Below are 16469 nucleotides of genomic sequence, written 5' to 3' on the forward strand. Positions count from 1 at the left end.
TTACATACATTTTTTAATCGTTTGCGATTTATGTATCGTTTCAAAAAATTCTTTTTCTGGATTACTGTCTTTTGTAATGCCACAACCTACATAAATATGTGTTGCCTCATCTATTTTTGCACAGCGCAAATTTACATACAAATCATAACAATTTTCTGTATAGGTATAAAAGTTCTTTTTCCATTCACCAATGTAACCCGAATAAAAAGCTCTGTCATAACCTTCGTTTTCTAAAATAAACTGCTTTGCTTTATCTTTTGGAAATCCACATACTGCGGGAGTGGGATGCAAAGTATCACAGATATTTTCGATAGAAACTTCTTGATGTAACAGACATTCTATTTGTGTTTTAATATGTGCTAAATTACCCGCTTTTTGAGTAAATGGTTTTGAAATGTTTAGTTGTTTTGCATAAGGCTTCAAACTATTTTCAATATATTGAGTAACAATTTGTTGTTCTTGTACTTCTTTTGGCTGCCATGTAATAATTCCATCATGATACGTTTGTGTGCCTGCCAAAGCTACTGTGTGTAGTGTATTATGCTCTACTTTTATAAACTGTTCGGGGCTTGCACCCATAAAAAAACCTAGTTCTGGGTGGTATAATACATAAGTAAACGCATCGGGATAAAAACTGAATAGCTTTTGTAAAGTAAGCACTATATCAATATCATTTTTATCGAGTATTTCTTTTCTAGAAAGAACTACTTTTTCTAATGTTCCTGTATTAATCGTATCTATGGCTTTACTCACTATGGCTTCAAAACTACTTTTGGCTTTCTCATCGTAAACCAAATTGGCACTTGGAGTTACATAAAGCGTGTCTTGATTTATTTGAGTTACATAAATATCTGAATCTGTTTCTGGAATACAATATTTTTTATCGTTATTAAAATTTACCCAACAAAATCCTGCAACGTCAGCGAGTGTGTGTAATTTCTTCGATTTTTGAAACAATCCAATAGCTTTACTTTCGTGTGGCTTTTTGTACACTACAAAAGGCTTATTGAGATTGAAATATTCTTGTACCTTTTCAAAAAACATTATCTTTCTTTTTTGGGTAAAATCATATTGGTAAGCTTACACAAAGAAATGAGTTTGTCATTCTCATCGGTTATTTTTATTTCCCATAAATGAATACTTCTACCTTGATGTATTATTTGTGCCGTAGCATAAACTACGCCTTCTCTTTTGGCTCTCAAATGGTTTGCGGCTATTTCTATACCTCTTACCTCTTGTTTTTCATGATTAATAAACATGACAGATGCTGCACTACCAACGCTCTCTGCCAAGGCTACTGTAGCGCCTCCATGCAACAATCCCATAGGTTGATGTACACGACTGTTTACAGGCATTTTTGCTTTTAGAAAACCTTCGCCAGCATCAATATATTCTATTTCAAGAGTTTCCATTAAAGTATTTTTAGACCATTCTTTACAAATGTGTAAAACTTTTTCTTTATCAAACATGAGTTACATTTTTTTTTGTAAAATTATCACTTTTATCGATATACTAAAATTGCTTTTTGTACGTTTTTGTTTTTAATGTTTTCTAACTACTTTTACCAAAATATATTTCATGCGCTATATTTATTTTCTTCTTGCAATAATAACAATCTCGTTCTCTTCGTGTAGAGACGATTTTAAATTTGAAGCCAGTACAGGAGGTCTTGAATTTTCTAAAGATACTGTCTACCTAGATACTGTTTTTACCAATATTGGTTCTAGCACTTATAAATTAAAAGTATACAATCGTAGTGATAAAGATATTAGTATACCCAAAATAGCTTTGCACAAAGGAGACAACTCGAAATTTAGGCTTATGGTAGATGGTATGACAGGTGATGTTGGTCATACTGGTAAGCAATTTAGTAATGTAGAACTCATGGCAAAAGACAGCCTATTTATTTTTATTGAAGTTACTGCAGATGTAGCCAATGCAAATCCTACCGACTTTTTATATACAGATAAAATAGATTTTATTCACGGTAATGGTGAAACACAAGATGTTGATTTGGTTACTTTAATTCAAGATGCCATTTTTATTTACCCTAATAGAACTGAAACTTCTCCAAATATATATGAATATGAAAGTGCTTTATTAGGTTTAGATATTGATAACAAACCTATTATATCAGAAAATACGCATACTTTAATAAACAATCATCCACAACATGGTAATGAACTCCATTGGACAAACACAAAACCCTACGTAATTTATGGTTTTGCATTTGTTCCAGATGGTAGCGAACTGGTTGTAGATAAAGGGGCTCGTGTGTATTATCACGCTAATTCGGGTTTAATGATTGGGCGAAATGGTAAACTTACCATTAATGGAGAAAACCCAACTACAAATCCTCTAGAAAACGATTTAAGTAAAGAAGTAATTTTTGAAGGCAATCGATTGGAATATTCTTTTGATAATGTAGCGGGGCAATGGTTTGGGATTGTGAATTTTTCAACCAACTTAAATTCCATAAAACATTTAACCATTAAAAATGCGTCGATAGGCATTTACAACCTACCTCTAGAAATTACTGTAAACCCAAATACAGCCAAGCTAAATATTAAACAATCTAAAATACAAAATTGCAGCATAGCTGGTATTTATTCTATTGCATCTACTATAACAGCCGAAAATGTAGTTGTAAACAACTGTGGCAAATTTTGTGTAGGTTTAACCTACGGTGGTACTTACAATTTTAGCCATTGTACTTTCAACAACAATTGGTATGGTACCAATCAAACCTGCGTTTATCTTACAGATTTTTTTGAAACTTCAGACACAATATATGCCAACAACTCTATAAAAAATTACATTTTTACAGATTGTATAATTTATGGTAGCAACCAAAATGAGCTAGCTATTAGTAAAAAAAATGATACCTCTGCTATGAATTATGTATTCAATAATTGTTTAATAAAATACAATAACACAAATTCAAACCCTTTATATCCGCCCATTAATAGTACAAATTACACCAATTGTTATATAGCTACCAACAATACTCTACACAACCCAAAATTTAAAAATGTTAGTAAGCATCAACTATGGCCTACAGAAAATATTAATAGTGCTGTAAACATTATTGAAGATATTTTGGGCAACCCTAGTAACAATCAAATTGGTGCTTACAAAACCATAACAAACTAAGTATAATATTAATTCGTTATTTGTCTTAGAATTTATTTTGCGTTATTTTTGTGCCAACAACACAATAACATACAACAATGATTCATTTTTTCGGAAACGATACTGATGTCGTTTACGCTGTTCAAACGCAAAGTACATCAAACGTAGAAGTATTATCTACTGAAGACATCAACAAATTAAATTGGCTTTTTGGCAATGCACATAAAATAGAAAAATCCGTACTTACGGATTTTTTTGTTGGCCCACGTGCTAGTATGGTTACACCTTGGAGTACAAATGCTGTAGAAATTACTCAAAATATGGGAATTCTTACTATAATTCGTATAGAAGAGTTTCAAAAGGTTTCTGCTGATTTTACAGACTTTGATCCAATGTTATTTCAAAAATATGAAGTACTTAATCAAGAAATATTTACCATAAATTGTAAACCCGAACCTATATTAGAAATCGACGATATTGAAGATTACAATCAAAAAGAAGGTTTGGCTTTAAGCATTGAAGAAATTGAATATTTACAACGTTTAACCCATAAAATTGGTAGAAAATTAACCGATTCTGAAATTTTTGCTTTTTCTCAAGCCAATTCAGAGCATTGTCGTCATAAAATATTTAACGGAACTTTTATTATTGATGGTGTTGAACAACCAACATCGTTATTCAAATTAATTAAAAAAACCTCAGAAACAAACCCCAACGATATTATTTCTGCCTACAAAGATAATGTAGCTTTTATCAAAGGGCCAAAAGCGATACAATTTGCACCCAAAAGTGCAGATAAGCCAGATTTTTATCAAGAATCCGCATTTGAATCAGTGTTATCATTAAAAGCAGAAACTCACAATTTTCCTACAACTGTAGAACCTTTTAATGGTGCTGCCACTGGTTCTGGAGGTGAAATTCGTGACCGCTTAGCAGGCGGACAAGGTTCGCTACCTCTAGCAGGAACAGCAGTGTATATGACATCTTACTCAAGACTTGAACAAACACGAGCTTGGGAAAAAGGTATGCAAGAAAGAAAATGGCTGTATCAAACCCCAATAGATATTTTGATTAAGGCATCTAATGGAGCTTCAGACTTTGGAAATAAATTTGGACAACCCTTAATAGCAGGTTCTGTATTCACTTTTGAACACGAAGAAAACAACAGAAAATTAGGATTTGATAAAGTAATTATGCAGGCGGGTGGTATTGGTTATGGCAAACGAGAACAAGCCAAAAAACACAAACCACAAGCGGGAGATAGTATTGTTATTTTAGGAGGTGAAAATTATAGAATTGGTATGGGTGGTGCTGCTGTTTCATCGGCAGATACAGGCGCATTTGGTGCGGGTATTGAGCTAAATGCTATTCAACGTTCCAATCCAGAAATGCAAAAACGTGTTTCCAATGCCATTCGTGGTTTAGTAGAAAGCGATACAAATCCTATTGTTTCTATTCACGACCATGGTGCTGGAGGGCATTTAAATTGTTTATCGGAGCTCGTAGAAAATACTGGTGGCTGTATAGATTTGGACAAACTACCTATTGGAGATCCAACACTTTCTGCAAAAGAAATTATTGGCAACGAATCGCAAGAAAGAATGGGCTTAGTAATTGGTGAAAAAGATATCGATACTTTAGAAAAAATTGCCCAAAGAGAACGCGCCCCTATGTATACTGTAGGTGAAGTTACAAATGATTACAGATTTACCTTTCAATCTAAAACAACAGGTGAAAAACCTATGGATTATGCACTAGAAGACTTTTTTGGAAGCTCTCTTAAAACAATTATAACCGATAAAAAAGTAGTGCATCAATACACAAATCCAAACTATACCATAAACGAAATACCAAACTACTTAAATCAGGTATTACAACTAGAAGCTGTGGCGTGCAAAGATTGGCTCACCAATAAAGTAGATCGTTGTGTAGGTGGCCGTGTAGCCAAACAGCAATGTGCTGGATCGTTACAGCTACCTTTAAACAATGTAGGGGTTATGGCTCTTGATTATACAGGAAAAGAAGGTATTGCAACATCAATTGGCCATGCTCCTATTGCTGCTTTGGTAGATCCGGTGGCGGGATCCATAAATGCCATAGGCGAAGCTTTATCAAATATCGTTTGGGCGCCTTTAAAAGATGGTTTACAATCGGTTTCTTTATCGGCAAATTGGATGTGGGCTTGTAAAAATGAAGGCGAAGATGCTCGATTATTTGATGCTGTAAAAGGCTGTTCAGATTTTGCTACAGCATTGGGAATCAATATTCCAACAGGAAAAGATTCTCTTTCTATGAAACAAAAATACCCAAATGACGAGGTAATTGCTCCAGGAACCGTAATTATTTCTGCTATAGGTAACTGTAGTAATATAACCAAAGTAGTAGAACCTGTTTTACAACGAAAAGGAGGAAATATTTATTACCTTAATTTATCACAAGATACATTTAAACTTGGAGGAAGTTCATTCTATCAAATTCTGAATAAAATAGGTTCTGAAGTACCTTGTATAAAAAATCCTGATTATTTTAAAAAAGCATTTAATGTTCTTCAAAATTTAATTAAAAATAGACAAATTCAAGCCGGACATGATATAGGAAGTGGTGGATTAATCACAACTTTATTAGAAATGTCATTTGCAGAAGTTGGTTTGGGTGCAAAGTATGATTTATCTGTTTTAGGAGAAAGTGATACCGTTAAAGCCTTATTCAACGAAAATATTGCTGTAGTTTTTCAAGCTGATGCTCAAGTTGAAGACACTTTTAAAGCTCATGGAATTGAAATCTTCAATATCGGTAATGTTCTAGAAGGCGATACAATTACTATTAAAAATGGAAACGATTCTTTTGATTTTTCTATTGCTCAAACAAGAGATACTTGGTATAAAACTTCGTATTTATTAGACACAAAACAATCTAAAAATGGAATGGCAGAGGCTCGTTTTGCCAACTATAAAAACCAACCTTTAGAATTTATATTCCCTGCAAATTTCGATGGTAAAAAGCCTATTTTACCTATAGCAACTCGACCAAAAGCAGCTATTATTCGTGAAAAAGGTAGTAACTCTGAACGTGAAATGGCAAATGCTATGTATTTGGCAGGCTTTGATGTAAAAGATGTACACATGACCGATTTAATTTCGGGTAGAGAAACCTTACAAGACATTCAATTTATTGGTGCCGTTGGCGGTTTTTCAAATTCTGATGTTTTAGGTTCTGCAAAAGGTTGGGCAGGTGCATTTTTATATAATGAAAAAGCAAATATAGCCTTGAAAAACTTCTTTAGCAGAAAAGATACTTTATCGGTAGGTATATGTAATGGTTGTCAATTGTTTATGGAACTCAAATTAGTAAATCCAGAACACGAAATACATGGCAAAATGCATCACAATACGTCAAATAAACATGAAAGCGCTTTTACTTCGGTAAAAATTCAAAAAAACAATTCGGTAATGCTATCTTCGCTAGAAGGATTAACCCTTGGGGTTTGGATTTCTCATGGAGAAGGAAAATTTAAACTACCTTACACAGAAGATAATTACAATATTGTTGCCAAATATGCCTATAAAGATTATCCTGCCAACCCAAATGGTTCTGATTTTAATACGGCAATGATGTGCGATACAACAGGGCGTCATTTGGTAATGATGCCACATATAGAACGTTCTATTTTCCCTTGGAATTGGGCGTATTATCCAGATAGAGGTATAAAAGATGATGTATCACCATGGATTGAAGCATTTGTAAATGCTCGAAAATGGATTGAAAATCAAAAACAGTAAACCGAAAAGCTCTGATAAATCAGGGCTTTTTTTGTATTATTGCAACAAAAAATATATGATTTATGTAGTATTAAGTATTCTATGCAGTGTTTGTGTTGGAGTTGTACTAAAATATGCCAAACAAAATAATAAAAGTATTGCGCAAATTATAGCCACCAATTATGTAGCCGCATTTTTTCTAAATCAAATTATTTTTAAACCAACATTATTTCCAAAAATAGAAACTAATGTTTGGACAATTGTACTCATTTTGGGGTTACTACTGCCTTTAGTATTTATTTTTCAAGCCAAAGCAATTGCCTATTCTGGAATTGTAAAAACCGATATTGCACAACGACTATCTTTACTATTAAGTTTGTTTGGCGCATTTTTTTTCTTTCATGAAACCATTACTTTTTTGAAGGTACTTGGTTTATTCATAGCTTTATTGGCTGTAATTTTTACTTTAAATAAACAAAGTAAAAGTACTGATAAAGAAATTAAAACACCTTATTTACTTCTTGTTCTACTAGGTTTTGGTATTATCGATTTATTGTTTAAAAAAACGGCAACAATTACCACATTACCCTTTACTACTTTATTACAAAACATATTCTTTATTGCCCTATTGGTAGCTTGGTGCATTGTAATTTATTCAATCCGAAAAAAACAAGAAAAATTTAATTTCACTACTATTTTGTGGGGATTAAGTGTTGGAATACTCAATTTTGGCAATATCTATTTTTACATAAAAGCTCATCAAGCTGTTGTAAATAATCCATCTATAATTTTTATTTCAATGAATATGGGTGTTATTATTTTGGGTACTCTTGTGGGGAAATACTTGTTTAAAGAAAAATTAAGCCAATACAATTATATCGGAATTGTATTGGCTTTATTCGCTATTTATATCTTATTTTTAAGTAAATAATTTATTTTACAGTATCTTTTGTTTTTAATACTCGTCTAGGTTTATAATTGTGTAAATAATCTCCTTTGGGTTTTCCTAATTCAAAAGAAGAAAATAGTAACGGAAAAGCGGCTTTACTTCGAGCATCATCAGGTTGCCAACCTTCATACTCTATTCTGTATAAAGCCGAATACATTTGGGCTCTTCCAATACCATGATAGCAGTGAATTAATACAGGATAATTGGTAGAATCGTCCATTATTTTAAAAAATTTGTCAAGATTTTCTTGTTTTGGCACTTGATCGGAACCGTTGTTATAATAACGTACACCTGGTATTTTTGATACTGCAATTTTTTCAGCTTTCAATTCTGATGGAACTTCTGGGTTATTAATATCATCGCCTGTACCCGGAAAACGTAAATCTACAATAGATTTAATATGATATTTTGCAACAAAATCTTGAATTTCATCGGGAGGAATTACACCACTTTTGTAAACTTTACCCTCAGTAATTGTCATAAAGTTATGATTTATATGTCTATCATAAACATATTTACCTGTTATGATAAGCACAACAGTTACTAGAATAATACCTATTTTCTTTTTCATTACTTTGAAAATTTATTTGTCTAAAGTTAATTTTTTATCAATAATACGTTGCATATAATCTTGCAAAAAAGCTTTGCATCGCTGTTCTAATACATTCATTTCAGCATTTCTATTTTTAATTAAATTATGCTGTAACTCTTTGTCATTTTTATCAAAAAAACCTACCGCTTTTTCTCCATCAAAAGTACAAATATAATTTCCACTCATCATTTGATACTTATCCGATGAATATCGCATAACAAATGGAGGAACTTTTTTTTCGCTAATTAAGCTTCTACCCCAACTTCTAAAAGGTTTTTCGTACCCTATCATATCAAGTAAGGTAGGATAAATATCTATTTGCTGAGCCCAATCGGTATTCACTCCTTTAAATTTTTCGGAAGGAGTAAAAAATAAAATAGGTACCGTATGAAAATTTTGATCTTTTCCATATTCTTGATAATAAATTAAATTATCATGATCGGCTACCAAAACAAAAATGGTATTGTTGTACCAAGGTTGCTTTTTAGCTACTTTAAAAAACTGTTTTAATGCATAATCTGTGTACCCAATACATTGGTGCATAGCATTATCGCCTTTTGGAAATTTATTTTTGTATTTTTCGGGTACTACATAAGGTTCGTGCGACGACACTGAAAAAAGCGTTGCCATAAAAGGTTGCTTTTTTGCCGAAATAGTTTTGTTAAAGTATTGAAAAAAAGGTTCATCCCAAATACCCCACGATCCATCAAAATCGGCATCATTATTATATTCATTTTTGCCGTAGTAATGATCAAAGCCTAATATATTTCCAAATCCTAAAAATCCCATAGAGCCGTTTGGTGCGCCATGAAAAAAAGAGGTATCGTATCCTTCATTTTTTAATACTGAAACTAACGATTCTATTTTTTGTTTTGGATAAGGAGATGATGTAAACGCATCTTTAAACGAAGGAATACCTGCCAATACAGAAGACATACCATGTATAGATTTATAACCATTCGCATAACCTTTTGTAAAAATTAAACTGTGCTGTGCCAATGAATCGACAAATGGAGCGTAGCCTTTGTAATTTGGAATAGGCATATCTTTATTGAAAGCACCTACATATTCTTTGGCAAAACTCTCAAGTATAAATATAACTACATTGGGTTTTGTTTTCGGGAAATTTTGATACTGTTTAATCGGAACAATTAAAGAATCTATCGTGTTTTTATCAACCAATTGTACTTTTTTAAAGGTATTGGTATTCCATGTTCTAATAATTGCAAAAGGTGTATTGAGTACAAAATCTGCCTGAGAGGCATCGGTTACATAGCGGCTAGCATCTAGCATATTTATAGGCCGAGTACTCTTTTTAAAATCGCCACGTATACCCCCTACTACTAATGCGCCAATAACTAAAAATCCTAGTATTGAACTTAATATATAGCTTGCATTAAACTTTCGTAACTCATTGGTAATCTTTACTTTTTTGTACAAAAAAATCCAAACAAAACACAAAATAAAAAACAAGGCAAAAACATGCCAATATCTTATTATAAAATTGGAAAACAATAACCATTTGTTTTGCTCATTTTCCAAAGTATCAAGAGATGCTCTTGTGCTTCTGTTAAATGTATATTTATAATAAATAAAGTCGATAAAATTAGTAGCGTATACCAATAGATTTGTAGTAAAATATAGATAAAATAGAATTTTTTGAAAACTATTTTTAGTATTGATATAAAAAGGTAGTATTGATACTAAAATAAACAACAAATTAGTGTACAAAATAGCTGTAGAATCAAACGCTAAACCATGTATAGATAACGAAAGAAAATCTGTAAAAGAGTTTATTTTGATTAAAGAAAAGTTATAAGCAAAAAATAAAAATCTAGCTATCATATAGAACAAATAAGCCAAAAATATTCTATACATTAAAACTTTATATTCGTGTATTCTAAAAAAATGCTTCATAGAAAATAGTACCAAATTGCGCAAATTTACAATTTTGAATATTAGTTTTATAAAATACCAAAATAATCTTGCATCAATATTAAAATATTAACTATTTTGCATAAAATTTTAACAAACCATGAATACAATAACTCGTTTATTCGATTTTCCATACCATCAACTCAAAAAAAACAATTTAAAAGATTGTTTTGTAACCAAATATAACGGAGAATGGATCTCCACTTCTACAGAAGAGTATCTCAACAATGCAAATGCAATTTCAAGAGCTTTAATTCGATTGGGCGTAAATAAAAATGATAAAATTGCCCTAATTACTTCTACCAATAGAACCGAATGGAATATTATGGATATTGGGATTCTACAAGTAGGCGCACAAACTGTGCCTATTTATCCAACAATTTCAGAAGAAGATTATGAATATATACTAAATCATAGTGAATGCAAATATTGTTTTGTTTCTGATATTGAAGTTTACAACAAACTAAAAGCAGTAAAACAAAATTTAAATACATTACAAGAAATTTATAGTTTTAATGCAATAGAAGACTGTAAAAATTGGAAAGAAGTACTAGAATTAGGTAAAGATATTTCAAATCAAGATGTGGTAGAAGACAGAAAAAAAGCAGTACAAACTACAGATTTAGCTACTATTATATATACATCTGGCACCACCGGAAAACCAAAAGGTGTTATGCTTTCGCACCAAAATATTATATCAAATGTAATTGATAGCGCACCTAGAATACCTTTTAAAGAAGCTGGCGGAAGAGCCTTGAGTTTTTTACCCGTTTGCCACGTTTTTGAACGAATGATATTATACTTATACCAATATTATTCAGTATCAATATATTTTGCCGAAAGTATCGATAAACTTTCTGATAACCTTAAAGAAGTAAAGCCTATGGTATTTACAGTTGTGCCAAGACTTCTTGAAAAAGTATACGATAAAATCATTGAAAAAGGCGACAGTTTAAAAGGAATCAAGCGTAAACTGTTTTTTTGGGCAAATAATTTAGGATTACGCTATGAACCATATGGAGCAAATGGTTTTTTGTATGAGTTGCAGCTTAAACTAGCTCGAAAACTTATTTTTAGCAAATGGAAAGAAGGTTTGGGCGGTAATGTAGAACTCATGGTTTCAGGTAGTGCCGCATTACAACAACGATTAACAAGAGTATTTGCAGCTGCAGGAATTCCTGTAATGGAAGGTTATGGTCTTACAGAAACCTCGCCTGTAATTGCCGTAAACGATATGAGAAACTTTGGTTTTAAAGTTGGTACAGTTGGAAAACCAATTCAAAATCTTGAAGTAAAAATAGCAGAAGACGGCGAAATATTATGCAAAGGAAAAAATGTAATGATGGGCTATTATAAAGATGAAACTTTAACAAACGAAGTGATTAAAGACCACTATTTTTACACAGGAGATATAGGAGAAATCGACAAACAAGGCTTTTTAAAAATTACAGATAGAAAAAAAGAAATGTTTAAAACCTCTGGTGGGAAATATGTCGCTCCACAAATTATTGAAAATACCATGAAACAATCTTTGTTTATCGAGCAAATGATGGTTATTGGAGATGGCGAAAAAATGCCTGCGGCTTTTATTCAACCAAGTTTTGATTATATCCGCCAGTGGGCTGCACAGCAAGGTATTGATATAGGAGACTTAAACGAAGAAATTTGCAGCAACCCCATAATAATTAAACAAATTGAAAAAGAAGTACAGCATTACAACGAAAAATTTGGAAACTGGGAGCAAGTGAAAAAATTTGAATTAACTCCAGAAATTTGGAGTGTTGATGGTGGTGAACTAACCCCTACCTTAAAACTAAAAAGAAAAGTTATAAAAGAGAAATATCAAAAACTTTACAATAAAATTTACAATAATTAAATTTTATAGTTAATTATATATTTTTTTTATCGTATTTTTACTACATCAATAACTTAAAAAAAATTATATATGAAATTTATTCTTGCTTCAGGTTTTATTGGTGGGCTAGTAAACTTTTTTCTAGGTTGGCTTTTGTATGGATATTTGTTCAAAAATCACTTTCCATCTACGGGTAATGAAAATATAGGGCTCATCTTTTTTGGTTGCCTTGTTTATGGACATATAGTTTCTTTTTGTTTTTCAAAATCTGGCCCTGTTACCAATTATAGAAAAGGTATTAAATATGGTGCAATTCTTGGATTATTAATTTCTTTATATATGAATATATTTGGAAATGTGAGTGCCACTACAATAAATACCAATCTAATTATTTTAGATATAGCAATTATGACATTAATATCTGCCTTTGTAGGTATGATGGTTGCTGTAACCAATAGAAAAATTCAATAAAACAATAGTGCACCCAATGCTATTGTATTTTTTAAAATATTACTAATAATCTATTAACTTAACCTTCTATTTTTATGAATTCAAAAAGTAATTTTTGGAATGTAATTCCTGCAACAACAATTGGAACTCTTATTCAATGGTATGATTTTTATATCTTTGGTAGTTTGGCTGTTGTTTTATCTACAAAATTTTTCCCTTCGGACAATCCTGTAACGTCATTTCTTTCTACATTAGGTACATTTGCTGCTGGTTTTGTAATTAGACCTCTTGGTGCACTTATATTTGGAGAATTAGGAGATATAGTAGGTAGAAAAATTGCCTTTATGGCTACACTTTTCATTATGGGAGTATCTACTTTTTTGATAGGATGCGTTCCTACCTACGAAACTATTGGTTACACTGCCCCAGTTTTAGTAGTTTTATTACGTCTTATTCAAGGTTTAGCTCTTGGTGGTGAGTATGGAGGTGGCGTTATATTTGTGGCTGAACACGCTCCAAAAAACAAACGTGGACTTTGGACATCTTGGATACAAACTACAGCATCTATAGGCTTATTAATGTCATTGCTCATTATTTTTGCGACAAAAACATATTTAGGAAACGATACATTTTTAGAATGGGGATGGCGTGTACCTTTTTGGGCATCAATTATATTTTTAATTATAGCTTTTGTAGCTCGTAAAAGAATGGGAGAATCTCCAATTTTTGCAAAAGCCAAAGCAGAAAATAGAGTTAGTCATAACCCAGTTAAAGATACTTTAGTAAATAAAGCAAATAGAAAATTAGTATTTCTAGCTCTATTTGGTGCAACAATGGGACAAGGTGTGGTTTGGTATACTGGACAATTTTATGCCCTAAACTTTATGAAAACAGTTATGCAAATTGAGAGCAACCAGGTTGATACTATTGTCAGTATAGCAATTATTATGGCAATACCACTATTTTTCTTTTTTGGATGGCTCAGTGACAAAATTGGACGAAAATATATTATTTTGGCAGGGTTATTACTTGCAGTAGTTTCATACCGATTTATTTACGAAGATATGTACCAAACAGCTAATTTGGAGAACAAAAAAGCCGTTACCGTTGCGCATAATTCTGCTTTAAAACAACCAGAGGTTTACCCAAAAACTACTCAATATACCGATGGTACAGTGGTAAAAGAAACATTAGATAAAAATAGTAAAACACCAAAAGTAACGCTTACTAAAACAGTAAGTAACGAAGCTCAATGGCATTTAATATGGATGGTATTTTTACAAATTGTTTTTGTTACAATGGTTTATGCTCCTATTGCATCTTATTTAGTTGAACTTTTTGCAGTAAGTGTAAGATATACTACTCTATCTTTTGCATACCATACTGGTAATGGTATTTTTGGAGGTTTAGTACCTGTAGTTTCAACTTATTTGGTAACCAGTGCAAAAGATGCAGCAAATCCTGCTTTTTATCTAGAAGGTCTTTGGTACCCAATAATTGTTGCTAGTATTTGTTTTATTGTAGGATTAATATTTCTAAAAAATAATATTCCTAATTCTATTGAAAACTAAAATAAAAAGCCGTTTCTTAAATCTATAAGAAACGGCTTATTTTTTTTTGCTTATTTATATCAATCTAAAAACCCTCTAAAAAAGAAACCTCTTTTTATAGGAGTTTCATTATCATTTGGGATACTCACACCATCTGACAAAGCACACTCTTGTATATATTGAAAATAATCTTTTTGTTTTTCTTCTAAGAAACCTATCAAATATTTTTCACTGTAATTTAAACCACTTACATTTTCAATTTGCATTAATCTTTTGTAAAATGGTTCTATACTCTTTGATATCAAATCTTCCGATACCGATTTATATTTTGCAAGATAATTTTGAACTTTGTTGTTATCTTTAAACATAGGTTCTATCTCGGCATAAACCCAAAAATATCTTCCAGATTTAGCTAAATTTTTAAAAATAGCCACAGCTTTTTCACCTGCTTTTAGCTTATCCCAAATTACTTTAAATAATATTTTAGGCATATCTGGATGACGAACTATACTATGAGGAGTATCTATTAATTCATAATCCTCATAACCACATACATCTATAAAGGCTTCATTGGCAAACTCTATATTCCCTTTTACATCAGTTTTGCTAGTCAGTACTACAGACTTATCCCAAGAAACTTCTTTATCTATAGGAATTGGTTTTTCAAATTTTTGAGGCATATTTTTCTTGTTATCGATTATTAATAACAAATATACAAATTGCATTTAATCTATTAAAAAAAAGAAAAAAATTACGTTAATTTGATATATAATATGTAAAGAAAAAAGATTTTTAATTCAGAAAGTAAGCACATAAAGCTAGATGTAAATTGTAAAAATATTTTAATAAAAAAATCACTATATATTAATTGCATATTTGTTTAATAGATACTAAACTTTTGCTTATATTTATATAATATGTACCTGTTGTGTATTTAAAAGAAATAATAAAAAAGATTATTCATTTGATTAAAAACCCATATATTTAACTGACTTTCAAGAAATTAAAAATCAAACAATCTCATACAAAACTATGAAATAATTTTAGACTCATTAAAAATAAGTTGTTCACATCTAGAATGTTTTAATCAAATTAGAAAGCTTTGACTTTCTAATTTGGAACTTGTAGCTTTAAATCTAATATCTGAATTCATGCAAATAAAATCTGAATTACAGCTATTTAGGTATTTAAAACATACTTATTTAGAACATAAAATAGAGCGAACTGTTTACAATAAACGAAAGAGAAAATTATTTTCCTTTTTAGAATTAATAAGAAATATGCTTTGTCAACCATTGCATATTTATCGACCACGTTTATTGTGGATTCAACCCCGCTAGAAATTTGTGAATTCGAGCCAATCATTTACTCAACTATTGATATAAGACCAAGTTATGGCTATTGTACAGCCACTAAAAAACGCTATTTTAAGTACAAACTCCATGCAGTTTGCGATGAAAATAGCATCATTCACTCTTTTAATTTTACTCCTGCAAACGTCCACGACATTCATTATTTAAAAGACATTAAACATAATTTAAAAAATTGTACTTTAATTGGTAATAAAGAATATTTAAATACTGAATATCAAATAGATTTGTTTAATTCTAGCAACATTAATTTGAATGTTCCGATGAGAAAAAATCAAATTAATTTTCAAACATATTGTATGACCTGTCCTAAAAAATCGATACAGATTAATAAGACAAAAATAGATAAGTTAAACAGCATCAAAAACGTTTTTGATGCCGTTTTTAGTTTTATAGGTTTTCATTTTAATTTCACATTGTTGGTGCATTTGGTTTGGAGTAAGCATTTGGTTTGACAAATGCGGTCTTTTTTCATTATAAATTTCAATGGTTTCTTTTATAATTTGTTTCATAATTGGTAAGTCTTTGTGGTATTTATCAATATAAAATTCTTGTTTTAAAATACCATTAGTTCTTTCTGCTACAGCGTTTTCATACGGATCAGAGTTTTGTGTCATGCTTGGTTTAATCCTGTTTTTGCTTAATAGTTTCTGATATTCATTAGAACAATATTGTAACCCTTTATCAGAATGATGTATTAATACAAAATCTTTATTTTTCCTTTGTTTTATAGCCAATCGCAAGGCAATCAAACTACTTTCAGTACTTAAATTATCCGATACGTTATAACCAACAATCTTTTTAGAATAAGCATCTGTTATTAAACTTAAATAACACGGTTTTTCTCTTTTGCCGATATAAGTAATGTCTGACACCCA

Annotated in this window: 13 protein-coding genes; 7 read left to right on the forward strand and 6 right to left on the reverse strand. The window is 31.0% G+C overall.

All coding sequences use genetic code 11. The annotated features are described in order from the left end of the window. Both Q361_RS08295 and Q361_RS08300 read right to left on the reverse strand, forming a co-directional pair. On the reverse strand, positions 1-1044 hold the full coding sequence (locus Q361_RS08295; RefSeq protein ID WP_103726257.1) for an isochorismate synthase: 1044 nt from the start codon (positions 1042-1044) through the stop codon (positions 1-3). Beyond that, a complete protein-coding gene (locus Q361_RS08300; RefSeq protein WP_103726258.1) occupies positions 1044-1469 on the reverse strand; it encodes a PaaI family thioesterase in 426 nt (141 codons plus the stop codon). The genes Q361_RS08295 and Q361_RS08300 overlap by 1 nt, the downstream gene beginning before the upstream one ends. A 109-nt stretch (positions 1470-1578) precedes the next feature. Between Q361_RS08300 and Q361_RS08305 the strand changes: the two genes are divergently transcribed. From Q361_RS08305 to Q361_RS08315, 3 genes are all read left to right on the forward strand, one after another. After that, positions 1579-3153, forward strand: coding sequence for a hypothetical protein (locus Q361_RS08305; RefSeq protein ID WP_103726259.1), 1575 nt, complete (start codon positions 1579-1581; stop codon positions 3151-3153). A gap of 77 nt (positions 3154-3230) precedes the next feature. Continuing rightward, the gene (gene purL, locus Q361_RS08310; protein WP_103726260.1) at positions 3231-6911 is read left to right on the forward strand and encodes a phosphoribosylformylglycinamidine synthase; all 3681 of its coding nucleotides are present in this window, start codon (positions 3231-3233) and stop codon (positions 6909-6911) included. A 55-nt stretch (positions 6912-6966) separates the two neighbouring features. Beyond that, positions 6967-7821, forward strand: coding sequence for an EamA family transporter (locus Q361_RS08315; RefSeq protein ID WP_103726275.1), 855 nt, complete (start codon positions 6967-6969; stop codon positions 7819-7821). A gap of 1 nt (position 7822) precedes the next feature. Here the strand turns inward: Q361_RS08315 and Q361_RS08320 are convergent, their stop codons facing one another. Together Q361_RS08320 and Q361_RS08325 are read right to left on the reverse strand one after the other, a co-directional pair. Next, positions 7823-8410: a dual specificity protein phosphatase family protein gene (locus Q361_RS08320; RefSeq protein ID WP_103726261.1), complete on the reverse strand. Its 588-nt coding sequence runs from the start codon at positions 8408-8410 to the stop codon at positions 7823-7825. Positions 8411-8422: 12 nt separating this feature from the next. Then, positions 8423-10348, reverse strand: a complete 1926-nt coding sequence (locus tag Q361_RS08325; protein WP_103726262.1) for an LTA synthase family protein — start codon at positions 10346-10348, stop codon at positions 8423-8425. A 118-nt stretch (positions 10349-10466) separates the two neighbouring features. Here Q361_RS08325 and Q361_RS08330 point away from each other — a divergent pair, with 118 nt between their 5' ends. From Q361_RS08330 to Q361_RS08340, 3 genes are all read left to right on the forward strand, one after another. After that, entirely contained in the window at positions 10467-12242 is a 1776-nt protein-coding gene (locus Q361_RS08330; protein ID WP_103726263.1) for an AMP-dependent synthetase/ligase, read from the forward strand. Between the two features lie 69 nt (positions 12243-12311). Then, a complete protein-coding gene (locus Q361_RS08335; protein ID WP_103726264.1) occupies positions 12312-12692 on the forward strand; it encodes a hypothetical protein in 381 nt (126 codons plus the stop codon). A 74-nt stretch (positions 12693-12766) separates the two neighbouring features. Then, positions 12767-14242: an MFS transporter gene (locus tag Q361_RS08340; protein WP_103726265.1), complete on the forward strand. Its 1476-nt coding sequence runs from the start codon at positions 12767-12769 to the stop codon at positions 14240-14242. 59 nt (positions 14243-14301) lie between these two features. On the opposite strand, the gene Q361_RS08345 is transcribed toward Q361_RS08340, so the two are convergent. After that, the gene (locus Q361_RS08345; RefSeq protein ID WP_103726266.1) at positions 14302-14901 is read right to left on the reverse strand and encodes a PAS domain-containing protein; all 600 of its coding nucleotides are present in this window, start codon (positions 14899-14901) and stop codon (positions 14302-14304) included. A gap of 641 nt (positions 14902-15542) precedes the next feature. On the opposite strand from Q361_RS08345, the gene Q361_RS13995 reads away from it, so the two are divergent. Beyond that, a complete protein-coding gene (locus Q361_RS13995) occupies positions 15543-16046 on the forward strand; it encodes a transposase (RefSeq protein WP_394335859.1) in 504 nt (167 codons plus the stop codon). Here Q361_RS13995 and Q361_RS08355 read toward each other — a convergent pair. Beyond that, positions 15942-16469 (reverse strand): IS3 family transposase (locus tag Q361_RS08355; RefSeq protein ID WP_146046995.1); only part of this gene is annotated, 528 nt, incomplete at its 5' end. The two genes, Q361_RS13995 and Q361_RS08355, sit on opposite strands and share 105 nt — an antisense overlap.

It is taken from the genome of Flavobacterium croceum DSM 17960 (assembly GCF_002917885.1).
Classification (GTDB): domain Bacteria; phylum Bacteroidota; class Bacteroidia; order Flavobacteriales; family Flavobacteriaceae; genus Flavobacterium; species Flavobacterium croceum.

Excerpts from the sequence above, each read along its gene's own strand:
- Q361_RS08295 (WP_103726257.1), bottom strand. The coding sequence starts at position 1,044 with ATGTTTTTTGAAAAGGTACAAGAATATTTCAATCTCAATAAGCCTTTT.
- Q361_RS08300 (WP_103726258.1), bottom strand. The coding sequence starts at position 1,469 with ATGTTTGATAAAGAAAAAGTTTTACACATTTGTAAAGAATGGTCTAAA.
- Q361_RS08305 (WP_103726259.1), top strand. The coding sequence starts at position 1,579 with ATGCGCTATATTTATTTTCTTCTTGCAATAATAACAATCTCGTTCTCT.
- purL (WP_103726260.1), top strand. The coding sequence starts at position 3,231 with ATGATTCATTTTTTCGGAAACGATACTGATGTCGTTTACGCTGTTCAA.
- Q361_RS08315 (WP_103726275.1), top strand. The coding sequence starts at position 6,967 with ATGATTTATGTAGTATTAAGTATTCTATGCAGTGTTTGTGTTGGAGTT.
- Q361_RS08320 (WP_103726261.1), bottom strand. The coding sequence starts at position 8,410 with ATGAAAAAGAAAATAGGTATTATTCTAGTAACTGTTGTGCTTATCATA.
- Q361_RS08325 (WP_103726262.1), bottom strand. The coding sequence starts at position 10,348 with ATGAAGCATTTTTTTAGAATACACGAATATAAAGTTTTAATGTATAGA.
- Q361_RS08330 (WP_103726263.1), top strand. The coding sequence starts at position 10,467 with ATGAATACAATAACTCGTTTATTCGATTTTCCATACCATCAACTCAAA.
- Q361_RS08335 (WP_103726264.1), top strand. The coding sequence starts at position 12,312 with ATGAAATTTATTCTTGCTTCAGGTTTTATTGGTGGGCTAGTAAACTTT.
- Q361_RS08340 (WP_103726265.1), top strand. The coding sequence starts at position 12,767 with ATGAATTCAAAAAGTAATTTTTGGAATGTAATTCCTGCAACAACAATT.
- Q361_RS08345 (WP_103726266.1), bottom strand. The coding sequence starts at position 14,901 with ATGCCTCAAAAATTTGAAAAACCAATTCCTATAGATAAAGAAGTTTCT.